The following is a 21,178-nucleotide window of genomic DNA, read 5'->3' as shown; positions in this document are numbered from 1 at the left end:
GGGGGGCGCCCCCCCCCGGGGGGCCCGGGGGGGGGGCCCGCCGGGGGGGGGGGGGGCCCCACCCCCCCCCCCCCCGCCCGGGGGGGGGGGGGGGGGGGCCCCCCCCCCCCCCCCCGGCCGTTAATTCGGCGGCCCCCCGAAGATCCATCCCGCTAGGGTGTTCCGATGCCCGCCACCGTGCACGTACGCGAACTCACCGCCGACGACCTGGCCGACGCCTGGGAGCTGGGCCGGTTCGCCTTCGGGTCCGACCCGCAGCGCCCATCGCACGCCACCGCCACGGTGCCCGGCCTGACCCGCTACGGCGCGTTCGACGACACCGGCCGGCTCGTCGGCAAGGCCGTCGACCTGCACCACGACCAGTGGTGGTCCGGGCGGGCCGTGCCCGCGGCCGACGTCGGCGGCGTGGCGGTCGCCCCCGAGGCCCGCGGCCGGGGCGTGGCCCGCGGCATGCTCACCGCCCTGCTGCGGGGCGCCCGCGAGCGCGGCGCGGCGATCAGCGCGCTGTACCCGACCGTCGCCGCCCCCTACCGTGCCTGCGGCTGGGAGGCCGCCGGGGTGCTGCGCACCGTCGACCTGGCCACCGCCGCGCTGCCCCGGCACCGGCCGGATCCCCGGTTGACCGTCCGGGCCGGCACGCCCGCCGACCTGCCCGCCGTCATGGCCCTGTACGAGCGGGTCACCCGGCACCGCAACGGCCCGCTGACCCGCCGGGGCGAGCTGTTCGACTTCTTCGCCGCCGACCGCGGCCTGCCCGGCGACGCGCTCACCCTCGTCGAGGACGGCGGCGACCTGGTGGGTTACGCCAGCTGGGAACGGGGCCGTGGCTACGGCGCCGACTCGGTGCTGACCGTCGACGAGGCCCTGGCGACCACCGCCGAGGCCGCCCGGGAACTCGTCGGCGTGCTCGGCAGCTGGGCCAGCGTCGCACCGACCCTGCGACTGTGCCCGCTCGACGGCGACGCCGTGAGCGTCCACCTGCCGCTGGAGTTGGTCCGCGAGCACGAACGGAACCTGTGGATGCACCGGCCGGTGGACGTGGCCCGGGCGGTCCGCATGCGTGGTTGGCCGGCCCACGCCCGCGGCGCCGTCGAGTTCACCCTCGCCGACGCCGTCGCCGACTGGAACGCCGGCACCTGGCGGTTGAGCGTCGCCGACGGCGCCGGTGAGCTGACCCGGATCGGTGGCGAGGCGGACCTGCGGCTGGACGTGCGCGGCTTCGCGCTGCTCTACGCCGGCGCCGCCCGCGCCCGGTCGGTCGCCGAGGCGGGCCTGCTGCACGCCGCCGGCGCCGACCCGGACGCCCTGGATCTGCTGGGCGCCGGAGGCCCGGCGCAGCTGCTCGACTACTTCTGACCGACCGTCGCGGCGACGCCCGGGATCGCTGCCAGTTCGGCGTTCGCGCGCTGGGTGACCAGGGTGAGGACCCGGGCGGCGGCGCTGGAGTCGTCGGCCGGGAGGTCCGCGTACAGCCGGGCGGTGATGCCCGCGACGGCGTCGGAGACGCGACCCTGCACGGCGTGACCGGCGTCGGTGAGCCACACCCGCGGCTCCTCGGCGCCCGCTGGCGCGCGGTCGCCGACCTGGCCGGTCGGGGGCTCGTCGTACGAGCCCCCGACCCGCCGGAGCCGTCAGCGGGCCTCGCGCAGCTCCGCCAGCCGCGCCTCGATCTCGGCCAGCTCGGCGCGCAGCTTCTCCGCCTGCTGCTCCGCCTCAGCCCGCTCGGTGCCGAGGATCTGCTCCACCGCCTCCTGCACACCCGGCACGTCGACCAGCGCCACCATCTTCAACGCCTCGGCCGGCTTCACCACGTACGGCTTGGCCAGGGCCTTGCTGCCCTGCTGCGCGGCGACCGTCCACTCACCCTCGGCGTACGCCAACGTCACCGTCAGGCCCGCGGGGCCCTTCGGCTTCACGGCCTTGACCGCCCGCCGCGCCGGCGCCTTCTCCACCTGCTCCACCTTCGGCTCCTCCCGCCGCGGCGTCGGCACCCGCGGCGTGTCCAACACGAACTCCGGCTCCACCACCGCGGCCGGCTGCTCCTGCGCCGGCGGCTCCGGCTTCGGCTCGGCGACCCGACGCCCGGCGCCCTTCGGCGCGACCGCGAGATCCGCGGGGGAGAACGGCAACTCGTCGCGGCCGAAACGCACCACCACGAACTCGTCGGACACCTCGGGATCGGTCAGCTCGACCACCTGGCCGATCTGACCGGCGATCTGCCCCGCCGATGCGGTGAACACCACCCGGGGCCGGCGGCCCGCCGCCAACGCATCCCGCAGGCTCTGCACCTCGTCAGTGGACAAACCCTGGCCGGCATCCATCACAACCCTCTTCCGTACACCTGTTTGATTGCTGTCTTGATACCAGCCGACTGCGACACCCACCGCACGGGGCTCACACCCGCTCAGCCGCCCAACGCCCGCAGCGCCCGGTCGGCGTGGTCGTTCATGCTGACCTCGCTGTGGATCACCTCGATCACCCGCCGGTCCGCGCCGATCACGAACGTCATCCGCTTCGTGCTCAGCGGCCCCAACGGCAGCCGCCGGCGCACCCCGAACCGCTGCGCCACCGTCCCGTCCTCGTCCGACAGCAGGGGATAGTCGAAGCCGTGCAGCGTGGAGAACTCCGCCTGCCTGGCCACGCTGTCGCGGCTGATGCCCACCCGCGTGGCGCCGACCGCCGCGAACTCCGCCGCCAGGTCCCGGAAGTGGCAGCTCTCGGCCGTGCAGCCCCGGGTCATCGCCGCCGGGTAGAAGAACAGCACCACCGGCCCCGCCGTCAGGAACTCCGACAGCCGCCGGGGCGTGCCCGTCTCATCGGGCAGCTCGAAGTCCTCCACGACGTCGCCGACACCCACACCCGCCACCGCGCACCTCCGTTGTCGGACCAGACAGGCGGTGAGCGTAAGCGATCACACCCAGAGGGCCGCCACCTCGTCCGCCACCACCGCGGCCTGCGCCCGTCCGGCCCGCGCGGATCCCGCCCGTCGCGCCGGATCCAGCACGTTGCGGCCGATGGCCTTGCGCGCCGACGCGTCCGGCGTCACCACCACCACCCGCGACCCGGCCGCCCGCAACCCGGCCACCTGCGCCGACAGCCGCGGCATCGGCCCGAACGCCCCCGACGTCGGCGCGATCACCAGCACCCGTCGGGCATCCGCGGCCAGGTCGGCGTTCACCGTCGAGCGCATCCCGCCGTCGACGTAGCGGCGCGCGCCGATCGTCACCGGCGGCCACACGCCGGGCACCGCGCAACTGGCACCCACCGCGTCCACCAGGGACACGGAGCTGTCGCCGTCGAACACCACGAACTCACCCGAGGACGCGTCCACCGCGGTCACCAGCAGCCGCCGTTGCGGCCACTCAGCCGTCGGCAGGCGGGCCTCGATGACGGCGCGGCGGGACGCCTCCGACGGGGTACGCGCCGCCACCGCCATCGCACCGATGCGCGCCCGCGCCCGCACCGCGTCGCGGGTCCGGGCACCCGCCCACACCATCCGCGCCAGCACCGCCAAGCCCAGCCGCGCCGTCAGCTCGCCCGACGGCGGCGCCAACTGCGCCTCGTACAGTTGCTCCAGCGGCACCCCCGAGCACATCTGCGCCCCGACGACCGAGCCCGCCGATGTGCCCACCACCAGGTCCGCCTCGGTCACCGGGACGCCCCGCTCGGCGAGCCCCGCCAGCAGCCCCAGCTCCCAGGCCACGCCCGTGACCCCACCACCGCCGAGCACCAACGCGCGCTCCATGTGACTCTCCTCTCGACGACCGGTCCGCGCGGTCACGGTAGCGTCGGCGGGGCCGGCACGCAGCCGTCAGAAACTCGGGGGGCACCGTGGCACCTGTCACCGTCATCACCGGTGGTGGTCGCGGCATCGGCGCGGCCACCGCCCGCCGTCTCGCCGCGGCAGGCCACCACATCGCCCTGTGCTACCGCCGCGACCACGCCGCCGCCGACGCCGTGCTGGCCGACCTGCGGGCCACCGGCGTGCGGGCCACCGCGGTACGCGCCGACACCACCGACCCGGACCAGGTCGACGCCCTGTTCGACGCCGCCGCGCAGCTCGGCCCGCTCACCGGCCTGGTCAACAACGCGGGCGTCACCAGCCCCATCGGGCCCTTCACCGAGCTGCGTGTCGAAGACCTGCGCCGGGTCGTCGACGTCAACCTCGTCGGCTACGTCCTCTGCGCCCAACAGGCCGCCCGCCGGCTGGCCGACGGCGGCGCCATCGTCAACGTCTCGTCCGCCGCCGCCACCCTCGGCAGCCCCGGGGAGTACGTGCACTACGCCGCCGTCAAGGCCGCCACCGACACCCTCACCATCGGCCTGGCCAAGGAACTCGCCCCGCGCGGCATCCGAGTCAACGCGGTCGCCCCCGGCATCGTGCGCACCGACATCCACGCCGACTCCGGCGTACCCGACCGCGCCGACACCGCCGTCGGTCGTATCCCGCTCGGCCGCGCCGGCGAGCCCGACGAGGTCGCGGCCGCCATCGCCTGGCTGCTCGGTCCGGACGCCTCGTACGCCACCGGCACGGTGCTGCGCGTCTCCGGCGGTCTGTGACCGACCGGTGTGGGTGCCGCGCGGATGCGGCACCCACACCCGGATCAGTGGGTGAACAGCTTCGCCGCCGTGATCACCGTCTGCGCCACCCCGTAGCCGAGCAGCGCCGCCACCACCAACCAGGAGATCCACAACCGGGCCTGCTGCCCGGGCCGTCCGTTCTCGCTCATCGGGTGCCACTCCTCTCCGCCGCCACCGGCGCCGTGTCCTCGGCGCCGTCCCGGTCGGTGGGCGGCTCGTGGAACCGTTCCGGCACCGGCCGGATCAGCAGATTCGCCACGAAGCCCACCGCCAGCACGCCGACCATCGTGAACAGCGCCGGCCGGTACGCCGACGCCGTCAGGGTGCCCGGCTCGCCCTGCGCGTCGAGGAACCCGTTGACGATCAGCGGGCCCGCGATCCCCGCCGCCGACCAGGCGGTCAGCAGCCGACCGTGGATCGCGCCCACCTGGTACGTGCCGAACAGGTCCCGCAGGTACGCCGGCACCGTGGAGAACCCGCCGCCGTAGAACGACAGGATCACGCAGGCCAGCAGCACGAACAGCGCCGTGGCCGTCTGCCCGATCAGGGCCAGCAGCGCGTACAGCACCATCCCGACGCCCAAATACACCATGTAGATCGGCTTGCGGCCGATCACGTCCGAGGTGGACGACCAGGCGAACCGGCCGGCCATGTTGAACAGCGACAGCAGGCCGACGAACCCGCCGGCCGCCGCCACCGACACCGCCGACGTGCCGTTGTCGCGGAAGAAGTCCTGGATCATCGGGCTGGCCTGTTCCAGGATTCCGATGCCCGCCGTCACGTTGCAGAACAGCGCCACCCACAGCAGCCAGAACGACCGGGTCTTGACCGAGTTGGCCGCCGACACGTTCGCCGTGGTGACCAGCGGCTTGGACGCCACCGTCGCCGGGTCGAAGCCGGCCGGGCGCCAGTCCGGTGCCGGCACCCGCACGTTCGCCACCCCGAACATCATGATCACGAAATAGCCCAGGCCGAGCGTCACGAACAGCCACACCAGGGCGCTGCCCGACGCCGTCGATCCCGCGTTGGCCGGGTCGTAACCCGGGTCGTAGAACGACAGCAACTGCCGGGACAGGGGAGAGGCCACCATCGCCCCACCACCGAAGCCCATGATCGCCAGGCCGGTCGCCAACCCGGGGCGGTCCGGGAACCACTTGATCAACGTGGAGACGGGGGAGATGTACCCGATCCCCAGGCCGATGCCGCCGAGCAGGCCGTAGCCCAGGTACAGCAGCCACAGTTGCTTCGTGGCGATGCCCAGTGAGCCCACCAGGAAGCCCGCCGCCCAGAAGCAGGCGGAGACGAACATCGCCTTACGCGGCCCGTTCGCCTCCACCCATGTCCCGGCGACCGCGGCGGACAACCCCAGCATGACGATCGCGATGCTGAAGATCACCCCGATCGCGGTCTGGCTGGTGTCGAAGTGGGCGATCAGCGAGTTCTTGTAGACGCTGGTCGCGTAGACCTGGCCGATGCAGAGGTGGATGGCCAACGCCGCGGGGGGTATGAGCCACCGGCTGTACCCGGGCGGCGCGACGGTGTGCCGACGATCGAGTGCGGAAAGCATGAGCTGCTTCCTCTCCGAAGCGGGCGAGAAACCTGCTCATCACTTCCCCACACCGCAGGGCAGGAGCAAACCTCACCAGCGCCGGACGGTCGGTACGGTGAGCTGAGCGGTCAGTCAGCCCGCCAGGCGTCCGATCGTCATCCGGGGCGTGCCAGCCGCCGGCGAGGGCGTCGGCGTTCGCGGGACCCCAACTGCCCTTGTCGTACGTCTGCACCGGCGCCGGCGCCCCTCGCTACCTCCGCCTTCTGGTCGACCCCGGACGACGATCGGCCAAATCCATGTGCGGCGGCTGCGCGGCAGCGGCTACGAAGAACGGATGGCCAACGAGGTGACCGTTCCGCTGCTGCCCTGCGCGTCCATCGACGACATCGTCGCGTTCTACCAGGTGCTCGGTTTCCGGACCACGCATCGGCAACGTAAGCCCAACCCGTACGTGGCGCTGCGGCGTGCGGACCTGCATCTGCACTTTTTCGAGATGCCGGGGTTCGATCCGGAGCAGTCCTACGGCTCGTGCCTGGTGCTGACGTCGGACACTGGTGAGCTGTATCAGGCGTTCGCTGCGGGAATGCGGGCCGCGTACGGAAAGGTGCTGATCTCCGGGACACCGCGAATGACCAGGCCCCGGGCACGGAAGAACTATGACGGGCTCAGCGGGTTCAGCGTCATCGACCCGGGAGGCAACTGGATCCGCGTCGTTCAGAACGCGGCTGTCAGCCCCACACCGGCGCCCGGGCCGACTGGACGGCTCGACAAAGCTCTGGCGAACGCTGTCGTGCAGGGGGATTCCAAGGGTGACTTCCCGCAAGCCGCCCGGATCCTCGACAGTGCTCTGGCCCGTTTCGAAACGGGGGACGACCCGGTCGCGCTGGTGGAGGCTCTCGCCTATCGCGCCGAAGTGGCGGTGGTGCTGCACGAGCCGGCGACGGCTGCGCAGATGCTCACCCGCATCGACCGCGTCGAGCTGAGCACGGATGAGGCCGAGCGGGCGTCGGGGGCACTCCAGAGTTGTGCCGACATCGCGGCGACACTGGCCTAGTGCCTCGTCGGGCAGCCCTGCACGCTGCTAGCTGGCCGGGTCCGCCCGCCAGATCCAGTTGCGCCGCTCGTACAGGGGCGTGAGGCCTACCCGGAGCATGTTGTTCAGCGACGGGTTGGACGAGCCGGGCGCTGGCTTGCCCGTCTCGGCGGTGACCCACCGGCAGCCGGCCTGCGCCGCAGCCGCCGCCCGGGCCGTCAAGAGTGCGCGCGCCCTGTCCTCCACCATCACCGCAGCTGCGGGGCGTGCCAGCCGCCAGCGAGGGCGTCGGCGTCCGCGGGACCCCAGGTGCCCTTGTCGTACGTCTGCACCGGCGCCGCCAGGTCCAGGATCGGCTCGACGATGCGCCATTCCTGCTGGATCGTCTCCTCGCGGGCGAAGCGCAGATGCTGCCCGTCCATCGCGTCGTCGAGCAGCCGCTCGTACGCCTCCTGGCGGTGCCCGAGGGCCGCGCCGAAGTCCACGGACAGGTCCACCGGACGGCTCGCCACCTCGGCGCCGGGGCTCTTCGCCTGGATCGACATCGTGATGCCGTCGCCGCGGCCGAGCCGGAACCGCAGCAGGTTCGCGGCGGCCCCGGCGCCGCCCTCGGCGCGCACGAGGGAGCGCTGCGGCTGCTTGAACTCGACCACCACCTCGGTCGCCGTCCCCGGCAGCGACTTGCCGGTGCGCAGGTAGATGGGCACACCCGCCCAGCGGCGGGAGTTGACCGTCAACCGGGTCGCCACGAACGTCTCCGTGTTCGAGTCCGGCCGCACGCCCGGCTCGTCCCGGTAGCCGGCGTACTGCCCCCGCACGGTGGACTCCGGCGACAGCGGCTCGATCTGCCGCAGCACGGCGACCTCCGCCTCGCGGAACGCGTCGGTGGTGTCGGCGACCGGCGGTTCCATGCCGATCAGCGCGACGACCTGCAGGATGTGGTTCTGGAGCACGTCGCGGGTGGCGCCCACCGTGTCGTAGAAGCCGGCACGGCCCTGGGTGCCGAAACCCTCCGCGAGCGTCACCTGGATGTTGTCGATGTGCTCGCTGTTCCACAGCGGCTCGAACAGCCGGTTGGCGAACCGGAAGGCGTAGAGGCCCTCGACGGCTTCCTTGCCGAGGTAGTGGTCGATGCGGAACACTCGCTCGGGGTCGAACGCCGCGCGCAGCGTGCGGTCCAACTCGTGCGAGGACGCCAGGTCACGCCCGAACGGCTTCTCCACGATCACCCGGCCCCGCTCGGCCAGCCCGGCCGCGGCCAGGCCTTCGACCACCGAGCCGAACACCGCCGGGGGGATCGCCAGGTAGAAGATCGGACGCTCGGCGCCCCGCAGGCGCTCGGCCAGCCGTTGGTACGTCACCGGGTCCGCGTAGTCGCCGGAGATCATCGAGAGGTTCCGCGCCAGCGCGTCGAAGGCCTCGTCGTCGATCTCGTCGTTGGCCTCGGCGATCGACTTGCGGGCGGTGGTGACGAGTTGCTGATCATCCCAGGGGGAGCGTGCCACGCCGATCACCGGGACATCGAGGCGGTCGCGCCGGGTCAGCTCGTACAGCGCCGGGAAGAGCTTCTTCGAGACGAGGTCTCCCGTGACGCCGAACAGCACCACCGCGTCTGAGCGCACCTGCATGACACTTCCATCCGATCGAGTGAACCTGATCTTCCCACCGGAGAACCTCCCGGCCCACCTCGGAATTCCCCGCCGGACGGCCCGGGTGGGGACAGCGACAGGGCCGCGCCGGGTTGCGGCTGGACCGGCCCGGACGATAAGGAAGGTTTACAGTCCAGGTGCGGCGCGGGTAGCGTGCGGGTCTGATCGATGACCGCCGATCACGACGAAGGCCTGGAGGTATCCGTGCGTCGCCGACCCACCATGACGCGGCTGCTGGTCATAGCCGCACTCGGACTGCCGTTCATCCTGCCCGGAGCCCCGGCCGTCGCCGCGCCGACCGCCCCGGCCCGCCACCTGGACGACGTGGTCCCCGCGCCCGTCGAGACCCACCCCGACGCCCGGGGCACATTCCGCCTGAGCCCCCTGACGGTCATCCGCACCTCACCCGGCTCGGCCGCCGCCTGGCAGGTGGGGCGGCAACTCGCCGACACGCTGCGCCCCGCGACCGGCTACCCCCTGCCGGTGCTGCCCGTGCGCTCGACGCCGCTGCCCGAGATCGCCCTGGTCATCGGGGGAGCGGACGGGCGCGTCGGCCAGGAGGGCTACCAGCTCGACGTCACCCGCCACGGCGTGACGATCCGGGCCAACACCCCGGCCGGGCTGTACGCCGGCACGCAGACCCTGCGCCAACTGCTACCCGCCGAGATCGAGGCGTCCAACCGGCAACGGGTCACCTGGACCGTGCCCGGCGGACGAATCGTGGACTACCCGCGCTTCGCGTACCGCGGGGCGATGCTCGACCTGGCTCGGCACTTCCACACCGTCGACGAGATCACCGAGTACGTGGACCTGCTCAGTCAGTACAAAATCAACTACCTGCACCTGCACCTGACCGACGACCAGGGCTGGCGGATCCAGATCGACTCCTGGCCCCGGCTCACCACCGTCGGCGGCGGCCCCGGCACCGGAGTCGACGGCGTCGGGCCCGGGTTCCTCACCAAGGCCGACTACAAGGCCGTCGTCGCCTACGCCGCCGCCCGACACATCACCATCGTTCCCGAGATCGACATGCCCGGGCACACCAACGCCGCCCAGTCGACCTACCCCGAGCTCAACTGCGACGGCGTCGCACCGGCCCCGCGCACCGACACGGCCGTCGGCTACAGCTCGCTGTGCATCGGTGACGACCTGACCTACCGGTTCGTCGAGGACGTCATCCGCGAACTCGCCGCGATCACCCCCGGGCCCTACCTGCACATCGGCGGCGACGAGGCGCACGCCACCACGGACGAGGACTACCGCACGTTCATGCAACGGGTCCTGCCGCTGGTGTCGAAGTACGGCAAGCGCGCCTCGGGTTGGAACGAGGTCGTGCAGGTCGACCCGCCCACCGACGTCGTGGCGCAGTTCTGGGGCACCGGCACCACCAACGCCGACCTGGTCGAGGCCGCCGCCCGGGGCAACAAGGTGATCATGTCACCGGCCAACAAGGCATACCTGGACATGAAGTACGACGCCAACACCCGCCTGGGGCTGCGGTGGGCCGGCCTCATCGAGGTGTCCGACGCGTACGGCTGGGACCCGGCCACCCGGGTGACCGGCGTCGGCGAGAACGCGGTCCTCGGCGTCGAGGCGCCGCTGTGGTCCGAGACGCTGCGCAGCCTGGACGACATCGAGTACATGGCCTTCCCGCGCCTGCCCGCGATCGCCGAACTGGGCTGGTCGACGGCGGCCAGCCACGACTGGGAGTCGTTCCGGACCCGGCTGGGGGAACAGGCACCCCGGTGGCGCCTGCAGGAGGTCGACTTCTACCCATCGCCGCAGGTGCCATGGCTCTGACCGGATGACACGGGGGTCCGGGTCCGAGGCGGCCCGGACCCCGCCGTCCTGCTGGGCGATGTCGGCACGACGTGGCACGATCACGTACGTGACCAGCAGACCTGATGAGACGCAGCACCTGCGCGACCTCGCACGCCTGCGCCGCGTCCGCGACCGGATCGACCGGGAGTACGCCCAGCCGCTGGACGTCGAGGCGCTCGCCCGCGGCGTGAACATGTCCTCCGGGCACCTCAGCCGCCAGTTCCGGCTCGCGTACGGCGAGTCGCCGTACGCCTATCTGATGACCCGGCGCATCGAACGCGCCATGGCGCTTCTGCGCCGCGGCGACCTCACTGTCACGGATGTCTGTTTCACGGTCGGCTGCTCGTCGCTGGGCACCTTCAGCACCCGCTTCACCGAACTCGTCGGCGTGCCGCCCAGCGTCTACCGGGACGAGGCGGCGGCCGCGACGGCCGGGATGCCCGCGTGCGTGGCCAAACAGGTGACCAGACCGATCAGGAATCGAGAAGCGCGGGCCACCCAGCCGCAACTAGCGTGATCCGCCATGGACATCACCATTCACTCGAGCTTCCTTCCGCACACCGACCCGGACGCCTCCCTGGCCTTCTACCGCGACATCCTCGGGTTCGAGATCCGCAACGACGTCGGATACCAGGGCATGCGCTGGATCACGGTCGGCCCCGCCGGGCAGCCCGACACCTCCATCGTCCTGCACCCGCCGACCGCCAGCCCCGGCCTCACCGACGACGAGCGCCGCACCATCCTCGAGATGATGGCCAAGGGCAGCTTCTTCGGCGTCAACCTGGCCACCACCGACCTCGACGGCACCTTCGCCAAGCTGGAGGGCAGCGGCGCCGAGGTCGTCCAGGAGCCGACCGAGCAGCCGTACGGCGTCCGCGACTGCGCCTTGCGCGACCCGGCGGGCAACATGATCCGCATCCAGGAGTTGCGCTGAGCCGTGGTCACCCCAGCCATCACCCACACCGACGGCACCGCCGTCGAGCCGCCCCGAAGCGCTGACCCCCGCCCTCGCGCCCAGCGTCATCGCGACACCGAACACCGGCTCAGCCACGACATCGACGTCTGGGTGGCCAGCGCCTCGGCCGACGGCGCGCCCCACCTGGTGCCGCTGTCCTTCCACTGGGACGGCGAGACCCTGCTCCTGGCCACGGCGGCCGACAGCCCGACCGGCCGGAACCTGGCGGCCACCCGGAGTGCCCGGCTGGCCCTGGGCGACACCCGCGACGTGTCGATGATCGAGGGCGACGTCGAGGTCCTCGAGATCGACACGCTGCCGCGGGAGCGAGCTGACCGGTTCGCCGCGCACACCGGTTTCGACCCGTGCGCGCTGACCACGTCGTACCGCTGGTTCCGGATCTCGCCACGCCGCATCCAGGCGTGGCGCGAGGTGAACGAGATGCCCGGCCGTGAGCTGATGCGTGACGGCCGCTGGTTGGTCTGACCCCCGCGACGACGCGCCGGGTGGCCGGGACCACAGGGCCAGCACGGGCCGCATGGATACCGTGGTTCCCGCGGCGACGCCGACGGAGACCCCCAGCAGGCCCCGCCCCGACAGATGGAGACACGATGAGCAAGGCCACGAGGACGGACACGCGGTCGTCCGCGCCGCACATCGCCGACAGCCACGACCTGATCCGGGTGCACGGCGCGCGCGTGAACAACCTCAAGGACGTCAGCATCGAGATCCCGAAGCGCAGGCTGACGGTGTTCACCGGCGTCTCCGGCTCCGGCAAGAGCTCCCTGGTGTTCAGCACGATCGCCGCCGAGTCGCAGCGGATGATCAACGAAACCTACAGCGCCTTTTTGCAGGGCTTCATGCCGACGCTGGCGCGGCCCGAGGTCGACGTGCTCGACGGTCTGACGACCGCCATCATCGTCGACCAGCAGCGGATGGGAGGCGACGTCCGCTCCACCGTCGGCACCGCCACCGACGCCAACGCGATGCTGCGCATCCTGTTCAGCCGGCTCGGCAAGCCGCACATCGGCTCACCGCAGGCCTTCTCCTTCAATGTCGCCTCCATCAGCGGGGCGGGCGCGGTCAGCATGGAACGCGCCGGGCGGACCGTGAAGGAACGCCGCACCTTCACCATCACCGGCGGCATGTGTCCGCGCTGCGAAGGGCGCGGCTCGGTCTCCGACATCGACCTCACCCAGCTCTACGACGACTCCAAGTCCCTCGCCGAGGGCGCCTTCACCATCCCCGGCTGGAAGTCGGACAGCTTCTGGACCGTCCGGGTCTACGCCGAGTCGGGTTTCGTCGACCCGAACAAGCCGATCCGCGACTACACCAGCAAGGAACTCCACGACTTCCTCCACAAGGACCCGGTGAAGGTGAAGGTCGACGGCGTCAACCTCACCTACGAAGGACTGATCCCCAAGATTCAGAAGTCGTTCCTGTCCAAGGACAAGGAAGCGCTGCAGCCACACATCCGGGCGTTCGTCGAGCGGGCCGTCACCTTCACCACCTGCCCCGAGTGCGACGGCACCCGCCTCAGTGCGGCGGCGCGCTCCTCGACGATCGACGGAATCAACATCGCCGACGCCTGCGCGATGCAGATCAGCGACCTCGCCGACTGGGTCAGCAGCCTCAACGAACCGTCGGTGGCGCCGCTGCTCGCCGCGCTGCGCCACACCCTCGACTCGTTCGTCGAGATCGGGCTGGGCTACCTCTCGCTCGACCGGCCGTCGGGCACCCTGTCCGGTGGCGAGGCGCAGCGCACCAAGATGATCCGCCACCTCGGCTCCTCACTGACCGACGTCACCTACGTCTTCGACGAGCCCACCATCGGCCTGCACCCCCACGACATCCAGCGGATGAACGACCTGCTGCTGCGGTTGCGCGACAAGGGCAACACGGTCCTGGTCGTGGAACACAAGCCGGAGGCGATCGCGATCGCCGACCACGTCGTCGACCTCGGCCCCGGCGCCGGCACGGCGGGCGGCACCATCTGCTTCGAGGGCACCATCGACGGACTGCGCGCCAGCGACACCGTCACCGGCCGCCACCTCGACGACCGGGTCGCCCTCAAGGACACCGTACGAAAGCCCACCGGCACGCTGGAGATCCGCGGCGCGACCGCCCACAACCTGCGCGACGTCGACGTCGACATTCCACTCGGGGTGCTCTGCGTGGTCACCGGCGTGGCGGGCTCCGGCAAGAGCTCCCTCGTGCACGGCTCGATCCCCGCCGGCGAGGGCGTCGTCTCGGTCGACCAGGGCGCGATCCGCGGCTCGCGGCGGAGCAACCCGGCGACGTACACCGGACTGCTGGACCCGATCCGCAAGGCCTTCGCGAAGGCCAACGGCGTGAAACCCGCGCTGTTCAGCGCCAACTCCGAGGGCGCCTGCCCCACCTGCAACGGCGCCGGCGTCATCTACACCGACCTGGCGATGATGGCCGGCGTCGCCACCACCTGCGAAGAGTGCGAAGGCAAGCGGTTCCAGGCCTCGGTACTGGAATACCACCTCGGCGGCCGCGACATCAGCGAGGTGCTCGCCATGTCGGTGACCGAGGCCGAGTTGTTCTTCGGCTCCAGCGAGGCGCGCACCCCCGCCGCGCACGCCATCCTCGAACGCCTCGCCGACGTCGGCCTCGGCTATCTCAGCCTCGGCCAGCCGCTCACCACCCTGTCCGGCGGCGAGCGGCAGCGGCTCAAGCTGGCCACCCACATGGCCGAGAAGGGCGGCGTCTACGTCCTGGACGAGCCGACCACCGGCCTGCACCTCGCCGACGTCGAGCACCTGCTCGGCCTGCTCGACCGGCTCGTCGACTCCGGCAAGTCGGTCATCGTCGTCGAGCACCACCAGGCGGTCATGGCGCACGCCGACTGGATCATCGACCTTGGCCCCGGTGCCGGCCACGACGGCGGCCGGATCGTCTTCGAGGGCACCCCCGCCGACCTCGTCGCCGCCCGCTCCACCCTCACCGGCCAGCACCTCGCGGCCTACGTCGGCGCCTGACCAAGCTGTCTCATCCGCGCCGGCCCGGGGGAGTACCCCGGACCGGCGCGGCTGTCTATTCGCGACCTGAACCCGGCGCGGCGGTGTCGCCCGAGGCCGCCGGGGGTTTCGTGTAGAGGATCTCCCGGGCCTGCTCCGCGGCGCGGCTGATGCTCTCGGCGATGAAGTCGACGAAGCGGGCGATGCTCTCCAGGCGCGCGGCGGCCGGGGTGTCGGGGCCGAGGACGCTGACGCCCTGCCGTGCGACCTCGGCGAGCTGGGCGTTGGCTCGGGCGCCGGCGATCGTGCCCTGGTAGAAGACGTCGTCGTCGACGACGTAACGCTCCCGGCGGCGGTCATCGCGTTCCCGGCGGATGAGGCCCTGACTCTCGAGGAACGTGATCGCCTTGGAGATCGACGCCGGGCTGACCTGGACGCGCTGGACGAGTTCGGACGCGGTGAGGCTGCCCGCGTCGGCGGTGTAGAGGCAGGTCAACACCCGGGACATCATCTTGGGCAGGCCCTGCTGCATGAGCAGGGTGGTGAACATCTCCTCGTACTCGCGTACGGCCTCGGCGTCGCGTCCGTGCGCCTGCGAGGGTGCCTGCGGCCCTGGGGGAGCGGCCTGCCTGCGCCGGTGCGCGCGGCGTTCGGTGGCGCGGTGGGCCAGATCGGCGCGGTACGCGGTGGGGCCGCCGTTGCGCATCACCTCCCGCGTGATCGTCGAGGTGGGACGGTCCAGACGCCGGGCGATCTCGGCGTACGCGAGCCCGTCGGCCAGCCCCAACGCGATCTGCTGACGTTCGTGCTGGCTGAGCCTGCCTCCCGGCATCGCGATCTCCCTTCACGCTTCCCTGACACCGCCAGCATAGCGTTCACTCCCACTTCAATGCAACGCTGAGGGCGAGCAACGTTGCGTTAGATTCAGAACTGTTGCAACGAAAATGGGGCTGCCACCTGCTCATACGCCGATTGCGCGCAACGATCATGTTGCCTGATCCTTGAACGCAACGTAGCGTTTCCGGTGTCAGAAACAAGCGCAGGAGGAGAGCACGATGCAGAAGTTCGACACCCCCACCCCGATCGCCACCGTCCTCGACATCCCCGCGGGGCGCGTCCAGTTCATCGCCGCCGACCGGGCCGACACCACGGTCGAGGTCCTGCCCGCGGACGCCTCGAAGAGCCGCGACGTCAAGGTGGCGGAGCAGACCAAGGTCGAATACAGCGACGGCGTCCTGCGGATCACCGCCTCGGCGAAGAACCAGATCCTCGGCCACTCCGGATCCATCGAGGTGACGGTCCAACTGCCCGCCGACTCCCGGGTCACGGCGAAGGCGGCCAGCGCGGAATTCCGGGCCGTCGGACGGTTCGGTGACGTCGCCTTCGACGGCGCGCACGCCGCGATCAAGATCGACGAGGCCGCCAGCGTCCGCCTCACCACCGCCGCCGGTGACGTCTCGGTCGGCCGCCTCACCGGGCCGGGGGAGATCAGCACCGTCAAGGGCGACATCCGGATCACCGAGGCCGTACGCGGCACCGTCGTGCTGCGTACCCAGGCCGGCAACCTGTCGGTCGACGCCGCCCACGGCGTTTCCGCCTCCCTCGACGCCGGCACCACCCTCGGCCGGATCCACAACTCCCTCCGGAACACCGAGGGCACCGCCGACCTGACCATCCACGCGACCACCACCCACGGCGACATCGTCGCCCGCAGCCTCTGAGGAGCACCCACCATGACCAACCTGGCGATCGCGGCGCACGGCCTACGCAAGTCCTACGGCGACAAGGTCGTCCTCGACGGCGTCGACCTGACCGTCCCCGAAGGAACGATCTTCTCCCTGCTCGGCCCGAACGGCGCCGGCAAGACCACCGCCGTCAAGATCCTCTCCACCCTCATTTCCCCCGACCCGGCCTCCGGCGCCATCCGCGTCGGCGGCCACGATCGCGCCACCGACCCCCAGGCGGTCCGCGCCGCGATCGGCGTCACCGGCCAGTTCTCCGCCGTCGACAATCTGATCACCGGCGAGGAGAACATGCTCCTCATGAGCGACCTGCACCACCTGCCCAAGCGCGAAGGCCACCGCGCCGCCGCAGAGCTGTTGGAACGCTTCGACCTCACCGACGCCGCGAAGAAGCCCGCCTCCACCTACTCCGGCGGCATGAAGCGCCGCCTCGACCTCGCCATGACCCTGGTCGGCAACCCACGGATCATCTTCCTCGACGAGCCCACCACCGGCCTCGACCCCCGCAGTCGCCACAACATGTGGCAGATCATCCGCGAACTCGTCTCCGACGGCGTCACCGTCTTCCTCACCACCCAGTACCTGGAAGAGGCCGACGAACTCGCCGACCGCATCGCCGTGCTCAACGACGGAAAGATCGCCGCCGAGGGCACCGCCAAGGAGCTCAAACGGCTCATCCCCGGCGGGCACGTCCGGCTCCGCTTCACCGACCCGGCCTCGTACCAGTCCGCCGCCCTCGCGCTGCACGACGCCACCCGCGACGACGAGTCCCTCGCGCTGCAGATCCCCAGCGACGGCAGCCAGCGCGAACTCCGCTCCATCCTCGACCGGCTGGACTCGGCCGCCATCGAGACCGACGAGTTGACCGTGCACACCCCCGACCTCGACGACGTGTTCTTCGCCCTGACCGGCGGCACCAACATCCCCCACCAGCCCAAGGAGACCGTCCGATGAGCACCCTCACCCTCGCCGTACGCGACTCGTCCACGATGCTGCGCCGCAACATCCTGCACGCCCGGCGCTACCCGTCCCTCACCCTCAACCTGCTGCTCACCCCGATCATGCTGCTGTTGCTCTTCGTCTACGTCTTCGGCGACACGATGGGCTCAGGCATCAACGGCGGCGGCGCGGACCGCTCCGACTACATCGCGTACATCGTCCCGGGCCTCCTGCTGATGACCATCGGCAGCACCGTGATCGGCACCGCGGTGTCCGTCTCCAACGACATGACCGAAGGCATCATCGCCCGCTTCCGCACCATGGCGATCCACCGCGGTTCGGTGCTCGTCGGGCACGTCGTCGGCAGCGTGCTGCAGTCGGTCATGAGCGTGGTCCTCGTCGGCGCCGTCGCCGTGGCCATCGGCTTCCGCTCCACGGACGCCAGCGTCCTGGAATGGCTCGCGGCACTCGGGCTGCTCGCGCTCTTCGCCACGGCCCTCACCTGGATCGCGGTCGGCATGGGTCTGGTCAGCCCCAACGCCGAGGCCGCCAGCAACAACGCGATGCCGCTGATCCTGCTGCCGCTCCTGTCCAGCGCCTTCGTCCCGGTCGACGCCATGCCCGGCTGGCTCCGGCCGATCGCCGAGTACCAGCCGTTCACGCCCTCCATCGAGACCCTGCGCGGCCTGCTGCTCGGCAGCGAGATCGGCCACAACGGGTGGCTCGCGGTCGCCTGGTGCCTGGCTCTGGCAGTACTCGGCTACTTCTGGTCGACCTCCACGTTCAACCGCGACCCGAAGTAACCCCGCGACAGCGCGGGCCGCGTCCCGCAGCTCGTCCCGCCCACGGGCGGCGTACCCCGACACCATGTCGGCGTACGCCGCCCCGTCGGCGTTCCCGGCCCCTGGCCGGATCCGCTTCGCGGCCCGCAAGCCAGATCCTCACTCACTCCCGCCCGCCGCCCGACTGCGCAACCGCGCGTTGAGCCGTGCGGCCTGCCGCGTGAGGTGGTCCCGTTCGGCGAGATTGGGCGCTGACCGGGCAGCTTCGGCGTAGAGCCGCGCCGCGGTGACCGCGTCACCGTCCCGCTCGTGCAGGTACGCCGCGGCGGCGGCATAGCCGGGGGAGGGAGGAATCAAGCTCCGCCAGGGCGGCCAGTCCGGCCCGCGCCCCGTCGGCCTCACCGACCGCGACGGCGCGATTGAGCCGAGCCACCGGATTGTCGGTGAACCGCAGCAGCTCGTCGTACCACTCGACGATCTGCACCCAGTCGATCTCCTCAGCCGTGCGTGCGTCGGCGTGCAGCGCGGCGATGGCGGCCTGCGCCTGAAACTCGCCCAACCGGTCACGGCCGAGGGCCGCCTGAAGCACCTCGACGCCCTCGGCGATCAGGCGGGTGTCCCACAGGCTGCGGTCCTGCTCGCCGAGGGGCACGAGACGGCCGTCCGTACGGATCCGCGCCGAGCGCCGCGCGTGGTGGAGCAGCATGAGCGCCAACAGGCCCGCGACCTCCTCATGGCTGGTCCTGGCCGCCAGTTGACGGGCGAGCCGGATCGCCTCTCCGGCGAGGTCGACATCGCCGGAGTAGCCCTCGTTGAAGACCAGGTAGAGCACCCGCAGCACCGTGGCGACGTCACCGGGCTGGTCGAACCGAACACCGGAGACGGTCCGCTTGGCCCTGCTGATCCGCTGGGCCATGGTCGCCTCCGGCACAAGGTACGCCTGCGCGATCTGCCGCGTGGTCAGACCGCCAACCGCACGCAGCGTGAGCGCGACGGCCGACGCCGGTGTCAAGGAGGGGTGCGCGCACAGAAAATACAGCCGGAGCGTGTCGTCCACCGCCTCGACCGGTCCGGGCATCGGCTCGACCTCGACGCGTACCTCACGCCGCCGCCGGGAGGCATCGGCACGGGCCGCATCGAGGAACTTGCGCCAGGCCACAGTGACCAACCAGCCCCTGAGGTCCCGCGGCGGATCATCCGGCCACACACGCACGGCTTCGACCAGGGCATCCTGCACGGCATCCTCAGCCGACGCGAAGTCGGCTCCCCGCCGGACGAGGACACCGATCACCGCCGGTACGAGGTCCCGCAGCAGCGCCGCGTTCACTCGGTGACCGTGGGCGACCCGCCCAGAAACGGCCGAACCTCCAACCATTCGTAGATCGGCTTACCACCGGGCCCGGGAGCCGCCGACAGCTCTCCCGCCAGCTGAACCGCCCGGTCCCACGACTCCACGTCGATGATGTACCACCCGGCGATCAGGTCCTTGGTCTCGACGAACGGCCCGTCGGTCACCGGTGGCCGCCCCTCGCCGCCGTATCGCACGAACGCGCCGCCGGACGCCAACGCCTGGGTGTCGACGAACTCGCCCGTCTCCTCCAGCCGAGCCGCGAAGTCGCGCATGAACTGCACGTGCGCGTCGACCTCGTCCGGGGTCCACTGATCCATCGGCGCCGACTCCATGGCGGGAGCCGGGCCACCCCGGTAGTGCTTGAGCGCCGGCTACTGGAGTCCAACAGCCGGACGGTGGAGTCACCGCACGACACTCACGCCTCGGGCAGCCAGCCACGCTCCCGGGCACGCCAGCCCAACTGCAGGCGCGACTGAGCCCCCGCCGTCTCCATCAGGTGCTGCACCCGGCGAACGACGGTGCGCCGGCTCATCCCGAGGCGCGCACCCGCCGTCTCGTCGGTCATCCCGGCAACCAGCAGCGACAGCAACTTGCGGTCCTCATCCGAGATCTCGCCCCGCGCGGTAACCTCACCGGCGCCCGACAGGCCCAGGGGACTCGCTGTCGACCACACGCCCTCGAAGAGTGCGACGAGCGCGTCGAGCAGCGCGCACGGGTGGACGAGCACCGCCGCATCCTGCGCCGCATCCGTCAATACCAGAGGGAGCAGGGCCAGCGTGCGATCTGCGACGGCGAGCTTTGTCGGCACGCTGGGCGCGAGGCGCGCTATCTCGCCATTGCGGACGTGCTCCCCGGCCGCCGCCAGGGTGGCCGGATCGGCGAGCGCGTCGATGGTGTAGACGACGCGGTAGGTGATTTCCCGCCCGCGCTCCATCTGTACGCGGTTGACCTGCTCGGCCGCGGCGTACGGCGGCGCGACCAGCATCCGCATCGTTGCCTTCGCGACACGCTGTACCCGGTCGAAGGCACGCTGCACGCTTGCTTGCCCTTGGACGATCTCGATGAGTTCACCGGTACGCCGTCCGGCGGTACGGTCGCGGGTCTGGGCCGCCAGCGCGTGCGCCGCCTCGCGGACCCGGTCCAGCTCGGCGTGCTGGCGCTGGATCAACTGCTCGATCGCCTCGTCTGGCGGAACCGGCACGACCAGGCCGTGCGGCGGTGGCGTGCGGTGCACCATTCCTTTGCGGTGCAGGCCGGCCACCGCCCGGCTGATCTGCGTGGTGGGCCGTCCGGTGCGTCTGGCCAGCTGATCCACGGTGGCGCTGCCCTGCCGCAGCAGCCCAAGGTAGGCCGACTCCTCGGCGGTGGTGAGTCCGGCGGGCTCGAGCATGCGTGGGCCTCCCATCGAGCGGCGGTGTGGGACGGGACCGGTGGCGAGGCCGGCGGTTGTGTGATCGGCGTGGCGCACCTGAGTCACGACTCATCTGCGCCCCTGAGTGATCTAGCCCCGGGTGGTGCCAAGTGTGACACTCGGCCGAGCTCGATTCCACGATCATCCGGGAGACCGCGGTCGGGAGGAGGGCCCTGTCGTGAGGTCGCTACAGGGTCAAGAGCGGCCATTTGAAGAAGGGGTCCATGTCTGTGCATCCTTCCCGGCCACACCGGCGTACTGCCCTGACGGCGGTATCCGGTGCCCTCATGGTGGGGCTCGCGGCTCTGGCGGCCGTGCCTCCGCCACCGGCGCTCGCCTCGCCGCAACCTGCCACCGAGCCTGGCCCCGCGCAGCAGCGTG

22 protein-coding genes and 1 pseudogene are annotated in these 21,178 nt (G+C 71.4%); 11 read left to right on the top strand and 12 right to left on the bottom strand.

The window, feature by feature from the left end; genetic code table 11:
• The first annotated feature begins 165 nt into the window (after nt 1–165).
• Nucleotides 166–1,356, top strand: coding sequence for an enhanced intracellular survival protein Eis (eis, locus tag ACFYPS_RS03640; RefSeq protein WP_387322568.1), 1,191 nt, complete (start codon nt 166–168; stop codon nt 1,354–1,356).
• Here the strand turns inward: eis and ACFYPS_RS03635 are convergent.
• The 4 genes from ACFYPS_RS03635 to ACFYPS_RS03620 form a co-directional block, all read right to left on the bottom strand.
• On the bottom strand, nt 1,347–1,544 hold the full coding sequence (locus tag ACFYPS_RS03635; RefSeq protein ID WP_354965165.1) for a hypothetical protein: 198 nt from the start codon (nt 1,542–1,544) through the stop codon (nt 1,347–1,349). The genes eis and ACFYPS_RS03635 overlap by 10 nt on opposite strands.
• A gap of 87 nt (nt 1,545–1,631) precedes the next feature.
• Nucleotides 1,632–2,321, bottom strand: a complete 690-nt coding sequence (locus tag ACFYPS_RS03630; RefSeq protein WP_354965164.1) for a hypothetical protein — start codon at nt 2,319–2,321, stop codon at nt 1,632–1,634.
• Nucleotides 2,322–2,404: 83 nt separating this feature from the next.
• The gene (locus ACFYPS_RS03625; protein ID WP_354965163.1) at nt 2,405–2,866 is read right to left on the bottom strand and encodes a peroxiredoxin; all 462 of its coding nucleotides are present in this window, start codon (nt 2,864–2,866) and stop codon (nt 2,405–2,407) included.
• A 45-nt stretch (nt 2,867–2,911) separates the two neighbouring features.
• Complete coding sequence (locus ACFYPS_RS03620) at nt 2,912–3,745, bottom strand: patatin-like phospholipase family protein (protein WP_387322565.1); 834 nt, start codon at nt 3,743–3,745, stop codon at nt 2,912–2,914.
• An 86-nt stretch (nt 3,746–3,831) separates the two neighbouring features.
• Here ACFYPS_RS03620 and ACFYPS_RS03615 point away from each other — a divergent pair, with 86 nt between their 5' ends.
• A complete protein-coding gene (locus ACFYPS_RS03615; protein ID WP_354965161.1) occupies nt 3,832–4,560 on the top strand; it encodes an SDR family oxidoreductase in 729 nt (242 codons plus the stop codon).
• Between the two features lie 44 nt (nt 4,561–4,604).
• On the opposite strand, the gene ACFYPS_RS03610 is transcribed toward ACFYPS_RS03615, so the two are convergent.
• Nucleotides 4,605–4,730 carry a hypothetical protein gene (locus tag ACFYPS_RS03610; RefSeq protein WP_269458402.1) on the bottom strand — a complete coding sequence of 42 codons (126 nt, stop codon included), beginning with the start codon at nt 4,728–4,730 and terminating at the stop codon, nt 4,605–4,607.
• On the bottom strand, nt 4,727–6,148 hold the full coding sequence (locus ACFYPS_RS03605) for an OFA family MFS transporter (RefSeq protein WP_354965160.1): 1,422 nt from the start codon (nt 6,146–6,148) through the stop codon (nt 4,727–4,729). Before ACFYPS_RS03605 ends, ACFYPS_RS03610 begins: the two co-directional genes overlap by 4 nt.
• 316 nt (nt 6,149–6,464) lie before the next feature.
• Between ACFYPS_RS03605 and ACFYPS_RS03600 the strand changes: the two genes are divergently transcribed.
• A complete protein-coding gene (locus ACFYPS_RS03600) occupies nt 6,465–7,184 on the top strand; it encodes a VOC family protein (RefSeq protein ID WP_387322563.1) in 720 nt (239 codons plus the stop codon).
• 27 nt (nt 7,185–7,211) lie between these two features.
• Here the strand turns inward: ACFYPS_RS03600 and ACFYPS_RS03595 are convergent, their stop codons facing one another.
• Together ACFYPS_RS03595 and zwf are read right to left on the bottom strand one after the other, a co-directional pair.
• Nucleotides 7,212–7,412 carry a hypothetical protein gene (locus ACFYPS_RS03595; RefSeq protein ID WP_354965158.1) on the bottom strand — a complete coding sequence of 67 codons (201 nt, stop codon included), beginning with the start codon at nt 7,410–7,412 and terminating at the stop codon, nt 7,212–7,214.
• Complete coding sequence (gene zwf, locus ACFYPS_RS03590) at nt 7,412–8,791, bottom strand: glucose-6-phosphate dehydrogenase (RefSeq protein ID WP_354965157.1); 1,380 nt, start codon at nt 8,789–8,791, stop codon at nt 7,412–7,414. The genes ACFYPS_RS03595 and zwf overlap by 1 nt, the downstream gene beginning before the upstream one ends.
• 189 nt (nt 8,792–8,980) lie before the next feature.
• Between zwf and ACFYPS_RS03585 the strand changes: the two genes are divergently transcribed.
• The 5 genes from ACFYPS_RS03585 (at nt 8,981) to ACFYPS_RS03565 (ending at nt 14,593) form a co-directional block, all read left to right on the top strand.
• On the top strand, nt 8,981–10,612 hold the full coding sequence (locus ACFYPS_RS03585; protein ID WP_387322560.1) for a beta-N-acetylhexosaminidase: 1,632 nt from the start codon (nt 8,981–8,983) through the stop codon (nt 10,610–10,612).
• An 88-nt stretch (nt 10,613–10,700) separates the two neighbouring features.
• Nucleotides 10,701–11,150, top strand: coding sequence for a helix-turn-helix transcriptional regulator (locus tag ACFYPS_RS03580; protein ID WP_354965155.1), 450 nt, complete (start codon nt 10,701–10,703; stop codon nt 11,148–11,150).
• A gap of 6 nt (nt 11,151–11,156) precedes the next feature.
• Nucleotides 11,157–11,567 (top strand): VOC family protein, encoded by a 411-nt coding sequence (locus tag ACFYPS_RS03575; RefSeq protein ID WP_387322558.1) that lies wholly within the window; start codon nt 11,157–11,159, stop codon nt 11,565–11,567.
• 3 nt (nt 11,568–11,570) lie between these two features.
• Nucleotides 11,571–12,074 carry a pyridoxamine 5'-phosphate oxidase family protein gene (locus ACFYPS_RS03570; protein ID WP_387322556.1) on the top strand — a complete coding sequence of 168 codons (504 nt, stop codon included), beginning with the start codon at nt 11,571–11,573 and terminating at the stop codon, nt 12,072–12,074.
• Between the two features lie 125 nt (nt 12,075–12,199).
• Nucleotides 12,200–14,593: an excinuclease ABC subunit UvrA gene (locus tag ACFYPS_RS03565; RefSeq protein ID WP_354965152.1), complete on the top strand. Its 2,394-nt coding sequence runs from the start codon at nt 12,200–12,202 to the stop codon at nt 14,591–14,593.
• A 55-nt stretch (nt 14,594–14,648) separates the two neighbouring features.
• Here the strand turns inward: ACFYPS_RS03565 and ACFYPS_RS03560 are convergent, their stop codons facing one another.
• On the bottom strand, nt 14,649–15,404 hold the full coding sequence (locus ACFYPS_RS03560; protein ID WP_387322554.1) for a helix-turn-helix domain-containing protein: 756 nt from the start codon (nt 15,402–15,404) through the stop codon (nt 14,649–14,651).
• 223 nt (nt 15,405–15,627) lie between these two features.
• Here ACFYPS_RS03560 and ACFYPS_RS03555 point away from each other — a divergent pair, with 223 nt between their 5' ends.
• The 3 genes from ACFYPS_RS03555 to ACFYPS_RS03545 are packed head-to-tail and all read left to right on the top strand — an operon-like array spanning nt 15,628 to nt 18,056.
• The gene (locus tag ACFYPS_RS03555) at nt 15,628–16,293 is read left to right on the top strand and encodes a DUF4097 family beta strand repeat-containing protein (protein ID WP_387322552.1); all 666 of its coding nucleotides are present in this window, start codon (nt 15,628–15,630) and stop codon (nt 16,291–16,293) included.
• A gap of 12 nt (nt 16,294–16,305) precedes the next feature.
• Entirely contained in the window at nt 16,306–17,268 is a 963-nt protein-coding gene (locus ACFYPS_RS03550; protein WP_354965149.1) for an ATP-binding cassette domain-containing protein, read from the top strand.
• A complete protein-coding gene (locus tag ACFYPS_RS03545; RefSeq protein ID WP_354965148.1) occupies nt 17,265–18,056 on the top strand; it encodes an ABC transporter permease in 792 nt (263 codons plus the stop codon). The genes ACFYPS_RS03550 and ACFYPS_RS03545 overlap by 4 nt, the downstream gene beginning before the upstream one ends.
• A 138-nt stretch (nt 18,057–18,194) precedes the next feature.
• On the opposite strand, the pseudogene ACFYPS_RS03540 reads toward ACFYPS_RS03545, so the two are convergent.
• The 3 genes and pseudogenes from ACFYPS_RS03540 to ACFYPS_RS03530 all read right to left on the bottom strand — a co-directional run bounded on the left by ACFYPS_RS03540 (nt 18,195) and on the right by ACFYPS_RS03530 (nt 20,776).
• Nucleotides 18,195–19,362 (bottom strand): annotated as a pseudogene (locus ACFYPS_RS03540) (RNA polymerase sigma factor).
• Nucleotides 19,359–19,718, bottom strand: a complete 360-nt coding sequence (locus tag ACFYPS_RS03535) for a YciI family protein (RefSeq protein WP_354965147.1) — start codon at nt 19,716–19,718, stop codon at nt 19,359–19,361. Before ACFYPS_RS03535 ends, ACFYPS_RS03540 begins: the two are co-directional and overlap by 4 nt.
• 83 nt (nt 19,719–19,801) lie before the next feature.
• The gene (locus tag ACFYPS_RS03530; RefSeq protein ID WP_354965146.1) at nt 19,802–20,776 is read right to left on the bottom strand and encodes a helix-turn-helix domain-containing protein; all 975 of its coding nucleotides are present in this window, start codon (nt 20,774–20,776) and stop codon (nt 19,802–19,804) included.
• Nucleotides 20,777–21,178 lie beyond the last annotated feature (402 nt).

Source organism: Micromonospora sp. NPDC005087 (assembly GCF_042872965.1).
Lineage (GTDB): Bacteria > Actinomycetota > Actinomycetes > Mycobacteriales > Micromonosporaceae > Micromonospora.
The sequence above is the reverse complement of the archived record's forward strand: the minus strand, read 5'-3'. Positions and strand labels throughout refer to the sequence as shown.

Coding starts and splice junctions, on each gene's coding strand:
- eis (WP_387322568.1), top strand. CDS start 166: ATGCCCGCCACCGTGCACGTACGCGAACTCACCGCCGACGACCTGGCC.
- ACFYPS_RS03630 (WP_354965164.1), bottom strand. CDS start 2,321: ATGGATGCCGGCCAGGGTTTGTCCACTGACGAGGTGCAGAGCCTGCGG.
- ACFYPS_RS03620 (WP_387322565.1), bottom strand. CDS start 3,745: ATGGAGCGCGCGTTGGTGCTCGGCGGTGGTGGGGTCACGGGCGTGGCC.
- ACFYPS_RS03610 (WP_269458402.1), bottom strand. CDS start 4,730: ATGAGCGAGAACGGACGGCCCGGGCAGCAGGCCCGGTTGTGGATCTCC.
- ACFYPS_RS03605 (WP_354965160.1), bottom strand. CDS start 6,148: ATGCTTTCCGCACTCGATCGTCGGCACACCGTCGCGCCGCCCGGGTAC.
- ACFYPS_RS03600 (WP_387322563.1), top strand. CDS start 6,465: ATGGCCAACGAGGTGACCGTTCCGCTGCTGCCCTGCGCGTCCATCGAC.
- ACFYPS_RS03595 (WP_354965158.1), bottom strand. CDS start 7,412: ATGGTGGAGGACAGGGCGCGCGCACTCTTGACGGCCCGGGCGGCGGCT.
- zwf (WP_354965157.1), bottom strand. CDS start 8,791: ATGCAGGTGCGCTCAGACGCGGTGGTGCTGTTCGGCGTCACGGGAGAC.
- ACFYPS_RS03585 (WP_387322560.1), top strand. CDS start 8,981: ATGACCGCCGATCACGACGAAGGCCTGGAGGTATCCGTGCGTCGCCGA.
- ACFYPS_RS03575 (WP_387322558.1), top strand. CDS start 11,157: ATGGACATCACCATTCACTCGAGCTTCCTTCCGCACACCGACCCGGAC.
- ACFYPS_RS03565 (WP_354965152.1), top strand. CDS start 12,200: ATGAGCAAGGCCACGAGGACGGACACGCGGTCGTCCGCGCCGCACATC.
- ACFYPS_RS03560 (WP_387322554.1), bottom strand. CDS start 15,404: ATGCCGGGAGGCAGGCTCAGCCAGCACGAACGTCAGCAGATCGCGTTG.
- ACFYPS_RS03555 (WP_387322552.1), top strand. CDS start 15,628: ATGCAGAAGTTCGACACCCCCACCCCGATCGCCACCGTCCTCGACATC.
- ACFYPS_RS03550 (WP_354965149.1), top strand. CDS start 16,306: ATGACCAACCTGGCGATCGCGGCGCACGGCCTACGCAAGTCCTACGGC.
- ACFYPS_RS03545 (WP_354965148.1), top strand. CDS start 17,265: ATGAGCACCCTCACCCTCGCCGTACGCGACTCGTCCACGATGCTGCGC.
- ACFYPS_RS03535 (WP_354965147.1), bottom strand. CDS start 19,718: ATGGAGTCGGCGCCGATGGATCAGTGGACCCCGGACGAGGTCGACGCG.
- ACFYPS_RS03530 (WP_354965146.1), bottom strand. CDS start 20,776: ATGCTCGAGCCCGCCGGACTCACCACCGCCGAGGAGTCGGCCTACCTT.